This is a genomic window from Streptomyces katrae, from assembly GCF_000717655.1.
GTDB classification, from domain to species: Bacteria; Actinomycetota; Actinomycetes; order Streptomycetales; family Streptomycetaceae; genus Streptomyces; species Streptomyces katrae_B.
Window position 1 is genome coordinate 19,415 of record NZ_JNZY01000015.1, and the last position, 18,926, is coordinate 38,340.

Annotated in this window: 19 protein-coding genes; 12 read left to right on the forward strand and 7 right to left on the reverse strand. The window is 72.1% G+C overall.

What is annotated here, in order from left to right:
* Nucleotides 1–57 precede the first annotated feature (57 nt).
* On the forward strand, nucleotides 58–204 hold the full coding sequence (locus IF09_RS45695) for a hypothetical protein (RefSeq protein WP_158710008.1): 147 nt from the start codon (nucleotides 58–60) through the stop codon (nucleotides 202–204).
* On the opposite strand, the gene sph is transcribed toward IF09_RS45695, so the two are convergent.
* Nucleotides 183–1,172: a sphingomyelin phosphodiesterase gene (sph, locus tag IF09_RS0119605; protein WP_030297415.1), complete on the reverse strand. Its 990-nt coding sequence runs from the start codon at nucleotides 1,170–1,172 to the stop codon at nucleotides 183–185. The two genes, IF09_RS45695 and sph, sit on opposite strands and share 22 nt — an antisense overlap.
* A gap of 128 nt (nucleotides 1,173–1,300) precedes the next feature.
* Between sph and IF09_RS0119610 the strand changes: the two genes are divergently transcribed.
* The gene (locus tag IF09_RS0119610; RefSeq protein ID WP_030297417.1) at nucleotides 1,301–2,221 is read left to right on the forward strand and encodes an oxygenase MpaB family protein; all 921 of its coding nucleotides are present in this window, start codon (nucleotides 1,301–1,303) and stop codon (nucleotides 2,219–2,221) included.
* 73 nt (nucleotides 2,222–2,294) lie between these two features.
* Here IF09_RS0119610 and IF09_RS0119615 read toward each other — a convergent pair whose 3' ends face one another.
* Both IF09_RS0119615 and IF09_RS0119620 read right to left on the reverse strand, forming a co-directional pair.
* The gene (locus IF09_RS0119615) at nucleotides 2,295–3,803 is read right to left on the reverse strand and encodes a M1 family metallopeptidase (RefSeq protein ID WP_030297419.1); all 1,509 of its coding nucleotides are present in this window, start codon (nucleotides 3,801–3,803) and stop codon (nucleotides 2,295–2,297) included.
* A 276-nt stretch (nucleotides 3,804–4,079) separates the two neighbouring features.
* Nucleotides 4,080–4,535 carry a hypothetical protein gene (locus IF09_RS0119620; protein WP_030297421.1) on the reverse strand — a complete coding sequence of 152 codons (456 nt, stop codon included), beginning with the start codon at nucleotides 4,533–4,535 and terminating at the stop codon, nucleotides 4,080–4,082.
* Nucleotides 4,536–4,683: 148 nt separating this feature from the next.
* On the opposite strand from IF09_RS0119620, the gene IF09_RS0119625 reads away from it, so the two are divergent.
* The 7 genes from IF09_RS0119625 to IF09_RS0119655 all read left to right on the forward strand — a co-directional run bounded on the left by IF09_RS0119625 (nucleotide 4,684) and on the right by IF09_RS0119655 (nucleotide 12,239).
* Complete coding sequence (locus IF09_RS0119625) at nucleotides 4,684–5,547, forward strand: SCO6745 family protein (protein WP_030297422.1); 864 nt, start codon at nucleotides 4,684–4,686, stop codon at nucleotides 5,545–5,547.
* A 104-nt stretch (nucleotides 5,548–5,651) separates the two neighbouring features.
* Nucleotides 5,652–8,087 (forward strand): Tex family protein, encoded by a 2,436-nt coding sequence (locus tag IF09_RS0119630; protein ID WP_030297423.1) that lies wholly within the window; start codon nucleotides 5,652–5,654, stop codon nucleotides 8,085–8,087.
* Between the two features lie 142 nt (nucleotides 8,088–8,229).
* A complete protein-coding gene (locus tag IF09_RS0119635; protein ID WP_030297425.1) occupies nucleotides 8,230–9,051 on the forward strand; it encodes a GAF domain-containing protein in 822 nt (273 codons plus the stop codon).
* A gap of 84 nt (nucleotides 9,052–9,135) precedes the next feature.
* The gene (locus IF09_RS0119640) at nucleotides 9,136–9,453 is read left to right on the forward strand and encodes a hypothetical protein (RefSeq protein ID WP_030297431.1); all 318 of its coding nucleotides are present in this window, start codon (nucleotides 9,136–9,138) and stop codon (nucleotides 9,451–9,453) included.
* A 261-nt stretch (nucleotides 9,454–9,714) separates the two neighbouring features.
* Nucleotides 9,715–10,218, forward strand: a complete 504-nt coding sequence (locus IF09_RS40400) for an ImmA/IrrE family metallo-endopeptidase (RefSeq protein WP_037635433.1) — start codon at nucleotides 9,715–9,717, stop codon at nucleotides 10,216–10,218.
* Nucleotides 10,205–11,419, forward strand: a complete 1,215-nt coding sequence (locus IF09_RS0119650) for an MAB_1171c family putative transporter (protein ID WP_051832651.1) — start codon at nucleotides 10,205–10,207, stop codon at nucleotides 11,417–11,419. Before IF09_RS40400 ends, IF09_RS0119650 begins: the two co-directional genes overlap by 14 nt.
* A gap of 49 nt (nucleotides 11,420–11,468) precedes the next feature.
* Complete coding sequence (locus IF09_RS0119655; protein WP_030297439.1) at nucleotides 11,469–12,239, forward strand: SDR family NAD(P)-dependent oxidoreductase; 771 nt, start codon at nucleotides 11,469–11,471, stop codon at nucleotides 12,237–12,239.
* A gap of 7 nt (nucleotides 12,240–12,246) precedes the next feature.
* Here the strand turns inward: IF09_RS0119655 and IF09_RS0119660 are convergent, their stop codons facing one another.
* Nucleotides 12,247–13,884, reverse strand: a complete 1,638-nt coding sequence (locus tag IF09_RS0119660; protein WP_030297441.1) for an ABC-F family ATP-binding cassette domain-containing protein — start codon at nucleotides 13,882–13,884, stop codon at nucleotides 12,247–12,249.
* 103 nt (nucleotides 13,885–13,987) lie between these two features.
* Here IF09_RS0119660 and IF09_RS0119665 point away from each other — a divergent pair, with 103 nt between their 5' ends.
* Together IF09_RS0119665 and IF09_RS0119670 are read left to right on the forward strand one after the other, a co-directional pair.
* A complete protein-coding gene (locus IF09_RS0119665) occupies nucleotides 13,988–14,959 on the forward strand; it encodes a GlxA family transcriptional regulator (RefSeq protein ID WP_030297443.1) in 972 nt (323 codons plus the stop codon).
* Nucleotides 14,960–15,037: 78 nt separating this feature from the next.
* Nucleotides 15,038–15,673, forward strand: coding sequence for a DJ-1/PfpI family protein (locus tag IF09_RS0119670; protein ID WP_030297445.1), 636 nt, complete (start codon nucleotides 15,038–15,040; stop codon nucleotides 15,671–15,673).
* On the opposite strand, the gene IF09_RS0119675 is transcribed toward IF09_RS0119670, so the two are convergent.
* A complete protein-coding gene (locus IF09_RS0119675) occupies nucleotides 15,651–16,406 on the reverse strand; it encodes an enoyl-CoA hydratase/isomerase family protein (RefSeq protein WP_030297446.1) in 756 nt (251 codons plus the stop codon). The genes IF09_RS0119670 and IF09_RS0119675 overlap by 23 nt on opposite strands.
* 318 nt (nucleotides 16,407–16,724) lie before the next feature.
* Here IF09_RS0119675 and IF09_RS0119680 point away from each other — a divergent pair, with 318 nt between their 5' ends.
* Nucleotides 16,725–17,273 carry an ATP-binding protein gene (locus tag IF09_RS0119680; RefSeq protein ID WP_037635436.1) on the forward strand — a complete coding sequence of 183 codons (549 nt, stop codon included), beginning with the start codon at nucleotides 16,725–16,727 and terminating at the stop codon, nucleotides 17,271–17,273.
* A gap of 124 nt (nucleotides 17,274–17,397) precedes the next feature.
* On the opposite strand, the gene idi is transcribed toward IF09_RS0119680, so the two are convergent.
* Nucleotides 17,398–17,997 carry an isopentenyl-diphosphate Delta-isomerase gene (idi, locus tag IF09_RS0119685; protein WP_030297450.1) on the reverse strand — a complete coding sequence of 200 codons (600 nt, stop codon included), beginning with the start codon at nucleotides 17,995–17,997 and terminating at the stop codon, nucleotides 17,398–17,400.
* Nucleotides 17,998–18,124: 127 nt separating this feature from the next.
* Nucleotides 18,125–18,688 (reverse strand): GNAT family N-acetyltransferase, encoded by a 564-nt coding sequence (locus IF09_RS0119690; protein ID WP_051832653.1) that lies wholly within the window; start codon nucleotides 18,686–18,688, stop codon nucleotides 18,125–18,127.
* Nucleotides 18,689–18,926 lie beyond the last annotated feature (238 nt).

The window sequence follows — 18,926 nt, forward strand, 5'->3', positions numbered from 1 at the left end:
GGGCGCAGCGCCGCCCGCCGGACGAGGGCGGGAGGATGCCGGAGCCCCGTTTCAGCCGTGAGGAGTGAACTCGGCCTGCCGGCCGAGGCGGAGCGCGTCCACGGCAAGGACGTCGCCGACTTCCTGCGTACGGAGGCGGACCCGCGGATGCCCGTCGCGCGGGGGCACCCGCGGAGCGCGGACTACCGGCCGATCAGCGGGTAGTGGTCGGAGAGGTTGGTGTACGTGTACGAGGTGCCCCAGCTGGACACCGTCCAGGGCGCCGACTGCTCCTTGACCACGTTGTTCTCCCAGCCCGCCGGGCGGGCGTTGCCCTTGCGGTAGAGGACGTAGTCCAGGTCCTCGCGCGGGTCGGCCGGGTAGCGGTAGTTCGCGATGGAGTTCAGCGCGGTGTCGAAGGAGTACGGGTGACCCGTGCGCGAGTCGGAGTTCGCCAGGTCGGCATGGGCGAGCATCGACGCGAACTCGGGGGTGCGGGAGTCGACGTTCATGTCACCGGCGACGATGACCTGCTCGTTCGCCGGGATGTTCTTGCCGTCCAGGAAGGCGTCCATCGCCTTGAACTGGCGGGCGCGCATGTCCGCCGCCTCACCCGCGCCGCAGCCCGGGTCGGTGGACTGCGCGTGGGTGCCGACCACGTGGACCTTGGTGCCGTTGACGTCCAGCACGACGTAGGCGAAGCCCTTGTTGGACCACCAGTCGGCGCCGCAGGCGTCCTTGTAGACGACCTGTTCCTTGCGGATGATCGGCCACTTGCTCAGGACCGTGACGCCGCCGTCCTCGGGGGTGGTGGAGGAGTACGCGCCGCCCGTGGCGTCCCAGCCGCTCTTGCTGCGGCCGACGACCGGGGTCTGGTACGGGTACTGCGCCGAGGCGTTGGACTTCAGGGCGTCCGAGGCGCCGTTGTCGAAGGCCTCCTGGAGCACGACCACGTCGTGGCCCTGGAAGTAGGACGCCTTGGGGATCTCCGAAGCGCGGTGGTCCTGACCCCAGTTGGGGTAGAGGTTCTTGCTCATCAGGAACACGTTGTACGTCAGGACGCTGAGCCGCGGGGCCGCGGTGCTCTCCGCGGCCGAGGCGGCCGGCGCGCTGGTGGCGGCCGGCGCGCCGACGGCGATCGCCGCAACGGCCGCGGCGGCGGCCCGGCCCAGGCGGAGCTTGGTGTGCAGCATGAGGTCTCCATCATTCCTGCAGGGGGGAGATCGACTCCGTCATCCAAGCAGCCGCGGTTACCTCTGGGTAACACCCGTGACAAGACTTTCTGTCCGGGAGCCGACGTCTGGCCTCGCATACTGGAACCATGAGCGAAACAGGGCTTCCCGCACCCGGACCGACGGGGTCGACGGGACCGGCGGGACCGACGGCCGCGCGCCGCACCGACCCCGAGCCGCCGGCGCCCGGCGGGGTGCTCTGGACCATCTCCGGCGACATCCGGGCCCTGCTGATGCTGCCCGCCGCCTTCACCATGCAGGTCGCCCACCCCGCGATCGGGGCCGGCGTCGACGAACACTCGGTCTTCCGTACCGACCCCTGGGGGCGCGGCGAGCGCTCGCTGCGCTCCGTCCAGCTGTGGGTGTACGGCGGGCAGGAGGCCGCCGAGGAGGGCCGCCGGGTACGCCGCCTGCACAAGGAGATCCAGGGCACCGACACCCGGGGCCGGCGCTACCACTCCCTCGACCCCGCTTGTTACTCCTGGGTGCACGCCACCGGTTTCCCGGTCTACCTGTACGCGGGGCGCTACCTGCTGCGCCGCTTCACCCCCGCCCAGGAGCGGCAGCTGTACCGGGAGTGGCTCCAGGTGGGCCGGATCCTCGGCGTCCGTGACCGGGATATGCCGCAGAGCATCGAGGAGTACTGGGTCTACTACCGCCGGATGCTGGCCGAGGAGATCGAGCCGACCAAGGTCGCCCGCGAGCTGGTCGCCACGGACGTGCCGCTGCCCCGGCCCACGGGCGGCTCCCTGCCGGTGCGGCTGCTGCTGCGGCTCACCTGGCCGGTACTCCGGGCGGCGTTCCTGCACTTCCGGGCCTTCGTCACCGCCGGGTACATGCCGCCCGACGCGCGCGCCGCCATCGGGCTGGAGTGGAGCCCGGCCCAGGAGCGCAGGCTCCGGCGGTTCAGCACGGCCGTACGGCTCCTCGTGCCGCTGCTGCCGGAACGGCTGCGGTACCTGCCCATCGCGCGGGCGGCGCGGGAGCGGTGGCGCGCCGGCACCCTGTGACGGGTACCGGCGCGCGGGTCCTCGTACGACCCGGAAGCGTCGTTACGACCGGAAACCGCCGTACGGCCTGGAATCAGTGCTCGTGGATCGTGTTCGTCTCGGCGATCTTCTTCCAGGACTTCGGCTCCACCGGCTTCGCGGCGGGGGCCTTGAGGGACCGGGCGGTCGAGGACGAGGCGGCCGCGGGCGCGGTGAACGCCGGCTTGCCCGGGGTGTACAGCCAGGTCTCGAACAGCTGGGCCAGCGGCTTGTCCGACACCTTCTCCGCGTACCGGACGAAGTCCCCGACCTTGGCGTTGCCGTAGGCCCGCTCGGTCGGCCAGCCCTTGAGGATCCGGAAGAACTTCTCGTCGCCGATCTCGTTGCGCAGCGCCTGCAGGGCGATCGCGCCGCGGTCGTAGACGGCTCCGTGGAACTGGTTGTCCGGGCCCGGGTCGCCCGGCTTGACCTGCCAGAACGGGTCGTCCGCCGCGCGCAGGCCGTACGCCCAGTCGGCGAGCTCCTGCGCGGTGCCCTCGCCCTCCTTCTCCGACCACAGCCACTGGCTGTAGCGGGCGAAGCCCTCGTTGATCCAGATGTCCTTCCAGCCGTCGACCGACACGCTGTCGCCGTACCACTGGTGGGCCAGCTCGTGCACGACCACCGAGACGTTGGCGCCGTTCGAGAACTGCTTCGGGCTGTAGAACGGCCGGGTCTGCGTCTCCAGCGCGAAGCCCGACGGCACGTTCGGCACGTAGCCGCCCAGCGCGTTGAAGGGGTACGGCCCGAAGACCCCCTCCAGCCACTCGGCCACCTCGCCGGTCCGCTCCACGCTCGCGCGCGCCGCGCCCGCGTTGTCGCCGAGGTCCTTGCTGTACGCGTTGAGGACGGGCAGGCCGCTCGCCGTCTTGTCGGTGGTGACGTCGAACTTGCCGATGGCGAGGGTGGCGAGGTACGTGGCCTGCGGCTTGTTCGAGCGCCAGTTGTACCGGGTCCAGCCGAGCCGGGAACTCTGCGACTGGAGCACGCCGTTGCTGATGGCCTGGGTGCCGTCGGGGACGTTGACCGAGATGTCGAACGTGGCCTTGTCGAGCGGGTGGTCGTTGCTCGGGAACCACCAGACGGCCGAGTCGGGCTCCTGCGCCGCGACACCGCCGTCCGGGGTGCGCTGCCAGGCCGACCAGCCGTCGATCTTGAACTCCGAGGGCTTTCCTGCGTACTTGACGACGACGCTCGCCGGCTTGTCCTTCTGCAGCGGCTGGGCGGGGGTCACCTCCAGCTCGTGGTCCCCGGAGGTGGCGAACTTCGCCTTGGCGCCGTTGACCCGGATCTCGCTGACCTTCAGGCCGAAGTCCAGGTTGAAGCGGGAGAGGTCCTGCCTGGCGGTGGTCAGCAGGGTGGCGGTGCCCTCCAGCAGGTCCGTCTTCGGCTGGTACTGCAGGCGCAGGTCGTAGTGGGACACGTCGTATCCGCTGTTGCCGCTGGCCGGGTAGTAGGGATCACCGATACCCGGGGCCCCTTGGACCGAACTCGCCGCCGACGCCGGGATCACCAGCAGGAGGGAAGCGGCGAGCACGCTCGGGGCGATGACTTTGCGGTGCACGAAGGGCTCCAAGTGGTAGGGAGTCAGTTCCGATCAAGGCCTTGTCGTCCGACCGTATTCACGCCTGACCCCCCACGTCATGTCCATGGCCCCTGCTGTCACACGATCGCCATTCGGCCGTCACGGACCGGCGGCCGCACCGGGCCCGGGCTGCGGCACAGCCGGGGCCCACCGTCTCCGAAGAGCCGGATCAGGGTGCGCGTACCGCCGGTTCGCGGGGCGCCGAAGTGCCGAAGAAAGGCCAGAAAGTGCTCGCGGCCGGAGGCCGTTCGGCCCCTATATTCCGTGCAGCTTCGACGGTGTCGCGAGGAACTGGTTGCCGATGCCGGTGTCGTTGCGGGCGAACAGACCCGAGGCGCCGCGCAGTGCGGTCTTCTCCGCTGCCAGGCGGCCCATCAGGTTCTTCACCTGCTGGTCCCAGGTGTCCGCCACCTTCTTCAGGCCGGCGGCCGTCTCCCAGCCCTCGAAACCCTTCTGGGCGGTGCCGGTGTCCGCGTCCGCGTGCTCGGCGGCCTTCTTGGTGTTCGGCTCCAGCTCGGTCTCGATCGTGCCCGCCGCGGCCTTCTTCTGGGCCGGCGTCGAAGCGAAGTCCCCGGACCCGCCCGGAACGAACGGCCCCATCGGCCCCTTCGGTGCGGCCGGCCCGGTCGGACCCGCCGACGTTCCCGGCTCGACCGGTACCTGGTTCAACCGCATGCCGACCTGAAGGTCCGCCACCTGATCATCTGACATGTTCACGCCTCCCCGTGGGCATCGGCTCGATCTTATGCACGGCAGCTGTGCGCCGGCCATGCGTCCCTCTCCGCCCGCACGTTTCCTTCACGGTCCGGCGAGCGACCCGGACTACCCGACATACTGAGCGGTCGGTAACCTGACCCGTATGACGATTCCTGCGCGCGCCGCCCGCAACTGTTGGCATGCGGCGATCAACCCGCTGCACGCGACCATCTACTTCTCGCCCGACCTGGGCAAGGAGTTCGCCGCCCTCGGGGTCACCGAGCGGCCCGCCGTGAACCTCGCCTCGCGGTCCGCCGCCATGGGCGCCGTCGGGGCCGGGACGGTCACCGCCACCTTCTACAACTACCGCCACGACTTCGTCGCCCGGCACCTGCCCGCCGTCTGGGACACGATCACCCCCGAGCAGGCTCTCGACGCCCGGCTGCGCGCCGCCGACAGCACCCTGCGCCGGCTGCTCGGCGACGAGACCGTCGAGTCCCCCGAGATCGCCGAGGCCGCCGACCTCGCCCTGCGCGCCACCGAGGGCTGCAGCCGGCACGCCCGGACCCTCTACGCCGCCCACGCCGACCTCCCCGTACCCGAGGAGCCGCACCTGCGCCTGTGGCACGCCACCACCCTGCTGCGCGAGCACCGCGGCGACGGCCACCTCGCCGCCCTGCTGCTCGCCGGGCTGGACCCGCTGGAGGCCCTGGTCAGCCACACCGCCACCGGCCGCGGCATGACCCCGAAGTGGATCAAGGCGATCCGCGGCTGGGAGCAGGCCGACCTCGACGCCGCCGCCGACCGGCTGCGCGAGCGCGGGATCCTCGACGCCGGCGGTGAGCTCACCGAGGAGGGCAAGGCCGTACGCGAGCGCCTCGAGACCGACACCGATCGCCTCGACGCAGCCCCGTACGAGCACCTCGGCGCGGACGGCCTCGCCCGGCTCGCCGAACTCGGCGGCGGATTCGTCATGAAGGCCTTCGCCGCCGGCGCCTTCCCCGCCGACGCCTTCGGCAAGGCCTGAGGAAGCGGGGCGCGGGCCCGGGCGCGGGGCTCCCGGACCCCGTCACCGCCACCTGCCACAATTGGCAGCCTTCCAGTGCAAACGAAGGCAGGCGGGACCCGATCGTGACGATGTCCATCGAAGGCAGGATCGCCGAGGAGCTCGGCGTACGGGAGCGGCAGGTCAAGGCCGCCGTCGAGCTGCTCGACGGCGGCTCCACCGTGCCGTTCATCGCGCGCTACCGCAAGGAAGCGACCGAGATGCTCGACGACGCCCAGCTGCGCACCCTCGAGGAGCGGCTGCGGTATCTGCGCGAGCTCGAGGACCGGCGCGCGGCGGTCCTGGACTCCGTACGGGAGCAGGGCAAGCTCGACGCCGAGCTGGAGGCCCGGATCAACGCGGCCGACACCAAGGCGCGGCTGGAGGACATCTACCTCCCGTTCAAGCCCAAGCGGCGCACCAAGGCGCAGATCGCCCGCGAGGCGGGCCTCGAGCCGCTCGCCGAGGGCCTGCTGGCCGACCCGTCGGTGGAGCCGGCCGTGGCCGCGGCCGCGTTCGTGGACGCCGGCAAGGGCGTCGCGGACCCGGCCGCCGCCCTGGAGGGCGCCCGCGCCATCCTCACCGAGCGGTTCGCCGAGGACGCCGACCTGATCGGCGAGCTGCGCGAACGCATGTGGGGCCGCGGCCGGCTCGCCGCGAAGGTCCGCGAGGGCAAGGAGGAGGCGGGCGCGAAGTTCGCCGACTACTTCGACTTCGCCGAGCCCTTCACCGCGCTGCCCTCGCACCGCGTCCTCGCCATGCTGCGCGGCGAGAAGGAGGACGTCCTCGATCTCACGCTGGAGCCCGAGGAGCCGAGCGAGACGCCCGGACCGTCCACGTACGAGGGCATGGTCGCGCGTCGCTTCGGGGTTGCCGACCGCGGCCGCCCCGGCGACAAGTGGCTGGCCGACACCGTCCGCTGGGCCTGGCGTACGAAGATCCAGGTGCACCTCGGCATCGACCTGCGGATGCGGCTGCGCGCCGCCGCCGAGGACGAGGCGGTCCGGGTCTTCGCCGCCAACCTGCGCGACCTGCTGCTCGCGGCCCCGGCCGGCACGCGGGCCACGCTCGGCCTCGACCCGGGTTTCCGTACCGGCGTGAAGGTCGCCGTCGTGGACGCCACCGGCAAGGTCGTGGCCACGGACGTGATCTACCCGCACGTTCCCGCCAACAAGTGGGACGAGTCCCTCGCCAAGCTGGCCCGCCTCGCGAAGGAGCACGCGGTCGAGCTGATCGCCATCGGCAACGGCACCGCCTCGCGCGAGACCGACAAGCTCGCGGGGGACCTGATCACCCGCCACCCCGAGCTGAAGCTCACCAAGGTGATGGTGTCCGAGGCGGGCGCCTCCGTGTACTCGGCCTCCGCCTTCGCCTCGCAGGAACTGCCCGGCATGGACGTGTCGCTGCGCGGCGCGGTCTCCATCGCCCGCCGCCTCCAGGACCCGCTCGCCGAGCTCGTCAAGATCGACCCCAAGTCGATCGGCGTCGGCCAGTACCAGCACGACCTCTCCGAGGTGAAGCTCTCGCGCTCGCTCGACGCGGTCGTCGAGGACTGCGTGAACGGCGTCGGCGTGGACGTCAACACCGCCTCGGCGCCCCTGCTCTCGCGGGTGTCCGGCATCAGCGGCGGACTCGCCGAGAACATCGTGGCCCACCGCGACGCCAACGGGCCCTTCCGCAGCCGCAAGGCGCTCAAGGACGTGGCCCGGCTCGGCCCGAAGGCGTACGAACAGTGCGCGGGCTTCCTGCGGATCCGGGGCGGGGACGACCCGCTGGACTTCTCCAGCGTGCACCCCGAGTCGTACCCGCTGGTCCGGGGCATGGCCAAGACGGCCGGCAGCGAGGTGGCGTCCCTGATCGGCAACACCGGCGTACTGCGCTCGCTGCGGCCGGAGCAGTTCGTCACCGAGGCCTTCGGCCTGCCGACCGTGACGGACATCCTGCGCGAGCTGGAGAAGCCGGGCCGCGACCCCCGGCCGGCCTTCAGGACGGCCACCTTCAAGGAGGGCGTCGAGAAGATCGGCGACCTGGCGCCCGGGATGATCCTGGAGGGCGTGGTCACGAACGTGGCGGCGTTCGGCGCGTTCATCGACATCGGCGTCCACCAGGACGGGCTGGCCCACGTCTCGGCGCTGTCGAAGAACTTCGTCAAGGACCCGCGGGACGTGGTCAAGCCGGGCGACATCGTCCGCGTGAAGGTCCTGGACGTGGACATCCCGCGCAAGCGGATCTCGCTGACCCTGCGGCTGGAGGACGAGGCCGACCGCTCGGCGGGCGCACCCCGGCAGCGCGAGGACCGGCAGGACCGGCGCGGCGGCGGCCGTCCCCCGCAGCAGCGCGGAGGCGGCCAGGGCGGCGGCCAGCGCCAGGGTGGCGGCCAAGGCGGCGGCCAGGGCGGCCAGCGCCAGGCCGGCCAGCGTCAGGGCGGCAGTGGCTCCCCGGCCCCGGCCAACAGCGCGATGGCGGACGCCCTGCGCCGCGCCGGCCTCACCGGCGCCCCGGAGGACCGCCGCAAGCGGTAGGCCGGCGCGCGGCTCCCCCGGCTGTTGCGCCGGGGGAGCCGCGGTGCGGACTTCCCGCAGAACGTCAACTCCCAGCCACCACGCGGGAAATATGGGATTCTGCGATCCCAGACCATCCGCGAGCGGGGAGTGGCACGGACGGATGAAGCAATGGCTGGCCGAGCGGGGCGTCCACTACCTGTTCCTGCTCTTCTCCGCCGTCCTCGGTGTGGCTGTCGCCGTCGTCTCCGTATGGGCGGATGGGGCCCAAGGGGCCGACAAGCGGCAGTGGGCCCTCATAGCCGGCGTCTCCGCCTTCGGCGTCGTCCTGATCACCCACTTCGAGAAGCGCCTGGTGGAGAAGGGCAAGAAGAGGGCCGAGGACCGGGCCATCCGGGCGGAGGCGGGGATGGCGCAGCTGTACACGACGACGCTGCGCCCCTTGAGCGAGAAGATCAAGGCACTCGCGGAGTCGTACGCGGACGCGGCCCCGCTCCCGTCCTCGCTGCCCGCGCAGACGGTCTCCGACCTGGACGACCTGCGCAAGGACGTCCTCGATGAGGTCCTGGCCGGAGCGGTCGACCTCACGGCTCCTCCGCTGGGGCCGAGCTACCTCCCCCGCGCGCGGTGCAGTTTCTACCTGTACGACGCCGCCACGGGCGGTTTCACGCTGGAGGCCAGCTATCCCGGGTACCGGCCGCCCAGGAACGTCATCGACCCGGTCGGGGCCGCGCACATGAAGAACGAGATCCTCGGGGGCGGCGGCAAGACCTTCAGGATCGACGGCGACCAGGTGACGCGGTCCTACCTCATCCCCGCAGGCACGGGATACGAAGCGGTCATCGCCGTGCCCGTCATTCACGGCACCCGGGAGATAGGCGTACTCTCGGTCGACGCACCCCGCTTCGCGGACTTCATCGATCCGCACGTGACGCTCATGGAATCGCTCGCCCGCATCCTCGCCGCCTCCTACGCACTGAAGTAAGGGAGGCTTCCGATGGTCTCGCCGGATCCAGGCGAATCCCGCCCGCCGCCGACACCGGCACCCGGACGGTCCGACGAACACCCCATGCCCCCGCACCTGGAGGGCGTCGGTCCCGAGAACTGGCATCGGCTGCTGGAGAACGAGCGCGTCCGCCGGGCCGCCCTCGCCGCGGCACGCCGTCACGTGGAGGCCGAACTGGCCCGTCCGCGCGAGCGCAACCTGTCGAACCTCGGCGTCACCGCCGTCGCGTCGGTCGTGTTCGGCGTCATCGCCGTCGCCCTGTTCGCCACGGGCTTCGGGCAGTGGAGCATCCTGCCCCTGGCCCTGCTCGTACCGGCGTTCCTGCTGGCCCTGCGCTACGCCCTGCTGGTGCTCCGCACCGGCACGCAGGACCGGCCCTAGGAAGTGTCTTGCAGCCAACGGCGGGCGCCGGACCGGCTTCCGGGGTGGCCGAATCGGAACCCCGGCCGGGCAGCTGCCTTGCGAACTCCCGTACAAGATCTGTAGGCATGGTGGAACGCCCGTTCGCCGACTGGTGAGCGGGCTTCCGTCTCTCCCCTCAGGACCCCACTCCCAGAGGCCGCCTTGAAGGCACAGGACGCCATGCCCATGCCCACGCACGCCTACCGACGCTGCCCGCGAAAGGGTCCGAAGAGGGATCACATGCCCCACTCGCAACCCAGCCTCCGTAAACGGTGCGAGAAGATTCTCGGCCATCTGGATCTGACGCATCCGTTCTCCCTCGAGGGGCTGTGCAACCGGATCGCCGAGCAGCGGGGCCGCCCCATCCGTCTGCACCCGCTCCCCAAGGAGGCGGCGGAATCCGGGGTCTGCGGGCTGTGGGTGGGCACCGCCACCGTCGACTACGTCTTCTACGAGGCCCAGACCACCCCGCTCCACCGCGAGCACATCGTGCTCCACGAGCTCGGGCACATCCTGTTCGGCCACCACTCCCTGGAGGCGGAGGACACCGACGGGCAGGCCCCGGTCGTCCTCGGCCGCACCAACTACACCACCAGCCAGGAGCAGGAGGCGGAGATGCTCGCCAGCATGATCCGCATCCGCACGACGGGCCCCTGCCCGCAGTCCGCAGCCGCCCCCCGCGGCACCCTCGCCCGGCTGGAATCCGCCATGGGCTACGGGCGGGGGGACCGTGGACGCCGCTGAACTCACCGCCGTCGGCGACTGGCTCGCCGTACCCAGCGTGGTCTGCCTGTGGATCGCGGTCCTGCTGCGCGCCCCGGCCGCCCTGCGCTCCCCGCAGCAGCGCGGCCTGTGGCTCGCCGTCGCCACCGCCGCCGCGGCGATGACCCTGAACCTCCCGGACGTCGTCACGTACGCGATGCGCGACCCGCACTACGCGCACACCGTCGGCCTCGTCCGCAACCTCATCGGCGTGCTCTCGGCGGGCACCGTGCTCTACTTCGTCGCCGCCGCCACCCGCGGCCGGGTCCTCCAACTCGCCGCCGGGACGGGCACGGCGGCCTGGCTGACCGTCCTCGTGGTGCTGGACACCGCCGCGCCCGCGCACGGCACGCACACCATTCCGCCGCAGGGCGATCCCGTCCCCTCCCTGGCGTACTGGCTGTTCCTGATCTCCGCGCACCTCCTCGCCAACACCACCTGCGTCTCCCTCTGCTGGCGCTACAGCCGCCGCAGCGAGAGCAGGGGACTCGCCGCCGGGCTGCGGCTGTTCGGCCTCGGCACCGCGCTCGCCGGCCTGTTCTGGTTCGTGTACCTCCTGAAGGCCCTGTTCGGCAGCACCTGGGCGATGCCCGCCCTGCCGCTGATGATGAACCTGCACGGCCTGCTGCGCGCCGCCGCGATCCTCGTGCCGACCCTGTTCGTCCTGCGCCGCACGAGCGCCGACATCGCCACCGCCTGGCGGCTGTGGCCGCTGTGGCACGACCTGGTCCAGGCCGTCCCGCACGTCGCCCTCACCAAGCCGCGGGCCGGCCGGGTCGTGGAGCTGCTGTGGCCGCCGGTCCCGCGCAACCTGCTGGTGTACCGCAAGGTGATCGAGACCCGCGACGCGATCCTGATCCTCGGCGAGTACGTCGCCCCCGGCGTCCCGGAGCTCGCCCGCAGCCATGTCACCGGGCACGGGATCCCCGAGCAGCGGCGCACCGCGGCCGCGCTGGCCTGCGTACTGAAGGAGGCGCGGCAGGCGAAGCTCGCCGGACGGCCCGGACAGCCGGGGCAGGAGGCGGACTGGGAGCTGCCGGCCGCGATGCAGACCTCCGCCGAGGGCGGCGACCTGGACGACGAGGCCCGGTTCCTGGTCGACGTGGCGCAGGCCTACGGCTCGCCGGCGACCACGGACTTCACCGCGGAACGCCTGAACGCCGCGAAGGGGCTGGGGACTTGAGGAGCAGCCGGACCCTGGACCCTGAACAACCGTAGGAAGTGACGTTCTCTTGACCACCGTTCTGATCACCGGGGCCAGTGCCGGACTCGGCGCCGCCTTCGCCCGCGGATTCGCGGCCAAGGGCTGCGACCTCGTCCTGGTCGCCCGCGACAAGGACCGCCTCGAAGCCGTGGCCCGCGAGCTCGGCCGGGAGTTCGGCACGGACAGCGAGGTGCTTCCCGCCGATCTGCTGGACGAGGCGCACTGCACGGCCGTCGCCGAGCGGCTGGCCGACCGGGACCGGCCCGTGGACATCCTGGTCAACAACGCGGGCTTCGGGCTCCCCGCGCCGTTCCCGTACAGCCCGGTCGAGGACGAGGAGCGGATGCTCGACCTGCTGGTGAAGGTCCCGCTGCGGCTCACCCACGCCGTGCTGCCGCGGCTGCGCGAGCGCCGCCGGGGTGCGGTGGTGAACGTCTCCTCGGTGGCCGGACTGCTGCCGACCGGGACGTACGGGGCCGCCAAGGCCTGGGTCACCGCGTTCAGCGAATCCCTGCGGGTGGACATGGCGCCCTACGGGGTCCGGGTGCTCGCGGTGGTCCCCGGGTTCACCCGCACCGAGTTCCAGGCGCGGGCCGGGATGGACGTCAGCGCCCTGCGCGAGGCGGTGTGGCTCGAGCCCGAGGCCGTGGTGGCCAAGGCCCTGCGGGACCTGGCCCTGCGCCGGCCGGTGAGCATCACCGGCCGCCGCTACCGGGCGTACGCGCTCGCCGCCCGGCACCTGCCGCGCGGCTTCGTGGCCGAGAGGCTGCCCCGAAAGCGCCGGGCGCCGCAGCAGTAGAGACGGCCTAGAGCTCGGTGACCTTGCCGTCCACGACCTCCAGGCGGCGGGTCACGTGCACCGCATCCAGCATCCGGCGGTCGTGCGTGACCAGCAGCAGGGTGCCCTCGTACGCCTCCAGGGCCGACTCCAGCTGTTCGATCGCCGGAAGGTCGAGGTGGTTCGTGGGCTCGTCCAGCACCAGCAGGTTCACCCCGCGGCCCTGGAGCAGCGCCAGGGCCGCCCGGGTGCGCTCGCCGGGGGACAGCGTCGCCGCCGGGCGCAGCACGTGCACGGCCTTCAGGCCGAACTTGGCCAGCAGGGTCCGTACTTCGGCCGGCTCGGTGTCCGGTACGGCCGCACAGAAGGCCTCCAGCAGCGGCTCGTCCCCGAGGAAGAGCCCGCGCGCCTGGTCCACCTCGCCGATCAGCACACCCGAACCGAGCGTGGCCGCACCCGAGTCGGGCGCCAGCCGGCCGAGCAGGACGGCGAGCAGCGTGGACTTGCCCGCGCCGTTGGCGCCGGTGATCGCCACCCGGTCCGCCCAGTCGATCTGCAGGCTGGCCGGGCCGAAGGTGAAGTCCCCGCGCCGGACGGCCGCCTCGTTCAGCGTGGCGACGACCGAGCCGGAGCGCGGAGCCGCCGCGATCTCCATGCGCAGCTCCCACTCCTTGCGGGGCTCGTCGACGACCTCGAGCCGCTCGATGGCGCGCTGCGTCTGGCGGGCCTTGGCAGCCTGCTTCTCGCTGGACTCGCCGCGCAGGTTCTTGCCGATCTTGTCGTTGTCGCTCGCCTTGCGGCGGGCGTTGCGGACGCCCTTGTCCATCCAGTTGCGCTGCATCTGGGCGCGGCCCTCCAGGGCCGCCTTCCTGCCCGCGTACTCGTCGTAGTCCTCGCGGGCGTGCGTACGGGCCCGCTCGCGCTCCTCCAGGTACGCGTCGTAGCCGCCGCCGTAGAGGTTGATCTGCTGCTGGACCAGGTCCAGTTCGAGGACCTTGGTGACGGTCCGGGCCAGGAACTCGCGGTCGTGGCTGATCACGACCGTGCCGGCGCGCAGGCCCTTCACGAACTGCTCGAGGCGCTCGAGACCCTCCAGGTCCAGGTCGTTCGTCGGCTCGTCGAGCAGGAAGACGTCGTAGCGGGAGAGCAGCAGCGAGGCGAGGCCCGCGCGGGCCGCCTGGCCGCCGGACAGCGCGGTCATCGGCAGGTCGAGGCTGACGGCCAGCCCGAGCTCGTCGGCGACCTCCTGGGCCCGCTCGTCGAGGTCGGCGCCGCCGAGGTCCAGCCATTGGTCCAGCGTCGTCGCGTACGCGTCGTCCGCGCCCGGGGTCCCGTCGACCAGCCCCTGGGTCGCCGCGTCCAGCGCCGCCTGGGCGGCGGCGACGCCGGTACGCCGGGCCAGGAAATCCCGGACGGACTCCTCGGGGCGCCGTTCCGGCTCCTGGGGCAGGTGGCCGACGGCGGCGGTGGGCGGGGAGAGCCGCAGCTCACCGGTCTCGGGCGTGTCCAGTCCGGCGAGCAGGCGCAGCAGGGTGGACTTCCCGGCGCCGTTGACGCCGACGAGGCCGATGACGTCGCCGGGCGCGACGACGAGGTCGAGATCGGCGAAGAGCGTGCGCTCACCGTGCGCGGCGGTGAGGTTCTTGGCGACGAGGGTTGCAGTCATGGTCCGTCGATCCTATCCGCGCCCCTCCGCGCCGCCGGACCGTGGCCGTAAAGGTGGGATGGACGTCATTGCGGCCATCGACCGCGCGTCACACCATGGGGTCATGTCGTTGCGAAACGTGCTCGTCGTCCTCTACGACGGCGTGCAGAGCCTGGACGTGACCGGGCCCGTGGAGGTGTTCGCCGCCGTCGCCCGCTTCCCGGGGCGGGCGGGTGAGGGGTATGCGATCCGCACGGTGTCCCCGGATGGGGCGCCCGTACGGACGAGCAGTGGGCTCACGCTGGTGGCGGACGGGGACCTGGCGAGCGCGAGGCCGGGGCCGGAGACCACCGTGCTGGTGCCGGGAGGCCAGTACCGGGGGGATTTCGAGCCGCGGCTCACCGCATGGCTGCGCGCGCACGGGGGAGGCGCGCAGCGGCTGGTCTCCGTCTGTACGGGCGGGCTGCTGCTGGCCGAGGCCGGGCTGCTGGACGGGCTGCGGGCCACGACGCACTGGTACGTGTGCGAGCAGATGGCCCGGGACTACCCGAAGGTGACGGTCGAACCGGATCCGATCTACGTACGGGACGGCCGCGTGGCCACCTCGGCCGGGGTCACGGCGGGGATCGACCTCGCGCTGGCGCTGGTGGAGGAGGACCACGGCCGGGAGCTCGCGCTGGACATCGCGCGGCACCTGGTGGTGTTCCTGCGCAGGCCCGGGAACCAGGCGCAGTTCAGCGCGCAGCTGGCGGCGCAGACCGCGCAGCGGGATCCGTTGCGGGAGGTGCAGCAGTGGATCACGGAGCATCCGGGCGCGGACCTGAGCGTGGAGTCCCTGGCGGCGCGGGCGCGGCTCTCGCCGCGGCACTTCGCGCGGGCCTTCCAGGCGGAGACGGGGGTCACGCCCGGCCGCTACGTGGAGCGGGTACGCGTGGAGCACGCGCGGCGCCTCCTGGAGGACACGGGGGACGGGGTGGCCCAGATCTCCCGCGCCTGCGGCTACGGCACCCCGGAGGCGCTCCGCCGGGCTTTCGTGAAAGCCATGGGCCAGCCCCCGGCCGAATACCGCCGCCGCTTCGGTCCCGACCCCACCTAGATCACCGCTCAGCAGGTACGGGCACCGCTCAGCAGCTACGGCACCACGCAGCAGGTACACCACCACTCAGGAGGAAACATGCAGATCGCAGTCCTGCTCTACGACCGGTTCACCGCGCTCGACGCCATCGGGCCCTTCGACACCCTCGGGAGGCATCCCGACGCCGAGGTCGTGTTCGTATCCGAGCGGCCCGGACCGGTGCGGACCGACAACGGGGCGCTCGCGCTCGTCGCCGACAAGGCGCTCGACGAGGTGACCCGGCCCGACATCGTCATCGTGCCCGGCGGGCCCCACCCCGAGCTGCAGATGGAGAACCCGGCCGTCGTCGACTGGCTGCGCACCGTCGACGCCACCACCACCTGGACGACCTCCGTCTGCACCGGCTCGCTCCTGCTGGCCGCCGCCGGGCTGCTCGAGGGGCGGCGGGCCGCAGGCCACTGGCTCTACCTGGACCGGCTGCCCGCCTTCGGCGCCGAACCCACCGGCGAGCGCGTCGTGTACGACGGGAAGTACGTCACCGCCGCCGGGGTGTCTTCCGGCATCGACATGGGCCTCGGCCTCCTCGGCCGCATCGCCGGGGACGAGTACGCCCAGACCGTCCAGCTCATGACCGAGTACGACCCCCAGCCGCCCTACGACGCCGGCTCCCCGGACAAGGCCCCGGCCGAGATCGTGGCCCGGCTGCGCGCGGTCAACCCGCTCTACCCCCGGTAGTCCAGCCGAACGACGGGGTACGGCGTTCCAGGAACGCGGCGACGCCCTCCGCGGTGTCGCCGCTTCCGGCCGCCTGCTCCGCCCAGTACGCGTCCCGGTCCGTCCGCCCGTCCGCGAACTCCTTGGCCGCGGCCTGGGTCAGCTGCGAGCGGGTGGTCAGGATGCGGGCGAAGTCCGCGACGCGCTTGTCCAGTTGCCCGGACGGCAGCAGCTCGTTCAGGAAGCCCGCGCGCAACGCGTGCTCGGCGTCGATCAACTCCGCCGAGAAGAGCAGGTACTTGGCCACCGCCGGGCCGACGAGCGCAGCCAGCCGGCGGGTCGAGGAGGCGGGGTAGACGATGCCCAGCCTCGCCGGGGTCACCCCGAACGACGCGCCTTCCTCGGCGAAGCGCAGATCGCAGGCCGCAGCCAGCTGGCTGCCGCCGCCCACGCAGAATCCGCGGATCGCCGCGAGCGTCGGCTTCGGGAAGGCGGCCAGGGCCTCCTCCGCCGCCACGGCCAGCGCCTGCGGGTCCTCGTCCCCGGCCAGTGAGGAGATGTCGGCCCCCGCGCAGAAGGTCGGGCCGGCCCCGGTCAGGACGAGCACCCGTACGGCCGGGTCGGCCGCGAGCCCGTCCAGCAGCTCGGGGAGGGCCCGCCACATCGCCGCGGTCATGGCGTTGCGCTTGGCGGGATGCGAGATGACGACCGTGGCGACCCCGTCGGCGACCGTGTGCAAGAGCGCTGCGTCCATGCGCCGGATGCTATCCCGGCGGGCTGAAACTCTGATCAAGGGATGATCGGAACGTTCATCTCCCTCGCCTTCCTGTTCGACGGGCTGGGCCTGCCGGCGCTGGGCATGAGCGCCCGGCCATTCCGGGCTTGGTCAGGGAAGACGAGGTCCCGGCGGCCTCCGGCAGGGCGGGTGTCGCGGCCGAGAAGGGTCCCGCAGAAGATCAGGAACAGTCGCACAACTGACGCTGTCATACGCCAACGGTCAGAAAGCGTCCGATTGACGCTGACTTCTGGTCAGGGGTCCGGTCCGGACCAGCCCGTTCCCCACTCTGGACGCGTGGAGACGATCGAGCGTGAAGACGGGGGCCGGAAGATGGATGTCAGCGGGAGCGTCCCGCCAGCCAGGGAGGGTGAGCCGGAGGCCCCGGCCGGCCCCCTCGCGTACGAAGGCGTGTGGCGGTTCACCGTGCCCGCTGTAGAAGAATCCGTTCCCCAGGCCCGCCGCGCCGTCCGCGACCTGCTCGGCCGCCAGGGCGTCCCGGCCCACCGGGACCTGGTGTACTCCCTGCTGCTGATCGTCTCCGAACTGGTGACGAACTCGGTCCGGCACGCGGCTCTGCTGTCGCCGGAGGTCGCGGTCGAGGTCGCCATCGGCCGGGAGTGGGTACGGGTGGCCGTCGAGGACAACCACCCGTACCGCCCCAAGGCGCTGGAGGCGGATTTCGGCCAGACCGGCGGCCGGGGCCTGCTCCTGGTGCGCGAGGTCACGCGGGAGTCCGGCGGGGTCTGCGACGTCGAGCACACCTCGACGGGCGGCAAGGTCATCTGGGCGGCCCTGCCGCTCACCACGCCGACCACGCCGGCCGCGCGGACCCCCTCGGTCTGAGCCGCCCCGAGGCCGGGATCCCGAGGCCGGGATCCCGAGGCCGGGATCCCGAGGCCGGGATCCCGAGGCCGGGATCCCGAGGCCGGGACCCCGAGGTCCGGGGCCGGCCGTCGCCGCGTACGGGCTACCAGCCCGCGGCGTCACCGGTCAGTTCCCGGATCGCGGGCCGGGCCGCATCCAGCACGGTCATGAACCAGGCGGAGAAGGGTGCTTCGGCGTGCCGCTTGGCCAGCTCCTCGGCGGTGACGAAAGCGGTGTCGCCGACCTCCTCGGGGTCCGGCTGCAGCTGCGCCTGCGCCAGTCCCACGAACAGGTGGTTGTACTCCTGCTCCACGAGACCGGACGCGGGGTCCGGGTGGTTGTAGCGGACGGTCCCCGCCTCCGCGAGCAGCGAGGGCGACAGGCCCAGCTCCTCGTGGGTCCGCCGGGCCGCCGCCGCGAACGGCGACTCCCCGGGGTAGGGGTGGCCGCAACAGGTGTTCGACCAGACGCCGGGGGAGTGGTACTTCCCGAGGGCGCGCTGCTGGAGCAGCAGGCGGCCCTGCTCGTCGAAGAGGAACACGGAGAAGGCCCGGTGCAGCAGGCCGGGCGCCTGGTGGGCGGAGAGCTTCTCCGCCGTGCCGATGGTGTTGCCGGACTCATCGACCAGTTCGAGCATGATCGGTTCCTGAGTGCCGGTGCCGGGGGACGCGGTGTTCGCGGCGGTGGCTGGTGTGGTCGGCATACCCATCCTTCGCTTCGGACTTCGGCCTTCAGTCTGCCGTACAAAAGAGGCTTGTCCCCACTTCGGCGATCCGCGCATGTCTGCCCCCGCCGCGTGGTAAGCGGCGAGAGGCAGATCACACCTGCGGTCAGATCCCGAAGGGCGCCGGGTAGGCGATCGTGCCCTCCGGGACGGGCGCGGATGCGTCCAGCACCAGCGCCGTCATCGCCTCGCCGGGAACCTCGAACGGCGCCCGGATCCCGTACCGCGAAGCCGGTACGAAGCCGAAGCGCGGGTAGTACGCGGGGTGCCCGAGGACCAGGACCAGCGCCTCTCCCTGCTCCTTCGCCGCCGCGAGCAGCGCCCGGACGACGGAGCTGCCGGCGCCCGAGCGCTGGTGCTCGGGACGGGTCGCGACCGGAGCCAGGGCGAGGGCCGGGACCCCGTCGACCTCGCAGCGGGTCAGCAGGGCGTGCGCCGCCACCGAGCCGTCCGGGCCCTCGGCCACGTACGAGAGTCCCGGCAGCCAGGAGGCGTCCGTGCGCAGCGCGTCCACGAGATCCGCCTCCAGCGGGGTCGCGAACGCCGCCAGGTTGACGGAGCGTACGGCGGCCGCGTCGGCGGGGGTCTCGGGCCGGGTGCGCCAGACGCTGTCGGTGCTGCCGGTGTTGTTCTTGTCACCGTTGTTCTTGTCACCAGTGGTGTCGGTCAACGTGAACCCTTGGGGGAGGGGCTCCGGCAGACGCGGCGGATCGGTGTGATCAGGCCTGGCCGGACGCCCGGCGGTTTGTGGTATCCGGACGTGATCGTCAATGATGATCGCGCCAGGGCCCCGGGCCCCGGAATATTCGGCTTATCGGGGAGTAAACGGGTGGTGAACCCCGGCTTCCTCTCATCCGATAGCCTCTGCCGACGTGCCGCCGCCCCCACCAGGCGGCCGTCCAGTGTTC

Excerpts from the sequence above, each read along its gene's own strand:
- IF09_RS0119665 (WP_030297443.1), top strand. The coding sequence starts at position 13,988 with ATGTCGTTGCGAAACGTGCTCGTCGTCCTCTACGACGGCGTGCAGAGC.
- IF09_RS0119675 (WP_030297446.1), bottom strand. The coding sequence starts at position 16,406 with ATGGACGCAGCGCTCTTGCACACGGTCGCCGACGGGGTCGCCACGGTC.
- IF09_RS0119660 (WP_030297441.1), bottom strand. The coding sequence starts at position 13,884 with ATGACTGCAACCCTCGTCGCCAAGAACCTCACCGCCGCGCACGGTGAG.
- IF09_RS0119620 (WP_030297421.1), bottom strand. The coding sequence starts at position 4,535 with ATGTCAGATGATCAGGTGGCGGACCTTCAGGTCGGCATGCGGTTGAAC.
- idi (WP_030297450.1), bottom strand. The coding sequence starts at position 17,997 with ATGCCGACCACACCAGCCACCGCCGCGAACACCGCGTCCCCCGGCACC.
- IF09_RS0119640 (WP_030297431.1), top strand. The coding sequence starts at position 9,136 with ATGCCCCCGCACCTGGAGGGCGTCGGTCCCGAGAACTGGCATCGGCTG.
- IF09_RS0119610 (WP_030297417.1), top strand. The coding sequence starts at position 1,301 with ATGAGCGAAACAGGGCTTCCCGCACCCGGACCGACGGGGTCGACGGGA.
- sph (WP_030297415.1), bottom strand. The coding sequence starts at position 1,172 with ATGCTGCACACCAAGCTCCGCCTGGGCCGGGCCGCCGCCGCGGCCGTT.
- IF09_RS40400 (WP_037635433.1), top strand. The coding sequence starts at position 9,715 with ATGCCCCACTCGCAACCCAGCCTCCGTAAACGGTGCGAGAAGATTCTC.
- IF09_RS0119635 (WP_030297425.1), top strand. The coding sequence starts at position 8,230 with ATGAAGCAATGGCTGGCCGAGCGGGGCGTCCACTACCTGTTCCTGCTC.
- IF09_RS0119625 (WP_030297422.1), top strand. The coding sequence starts at position 4,684 with ATGACGATTCCTGCGCGCGCCGCCCGCAACTGTTGGCATGCGGCGATC.
- IF09_RS0119670 (WP_030297445.1), top strand. The coding sequence starts at position 15,038 with ATGCAGATCGCAGTCCTGCTCTACGACCGGTTCACCGCGCTCGACGCC.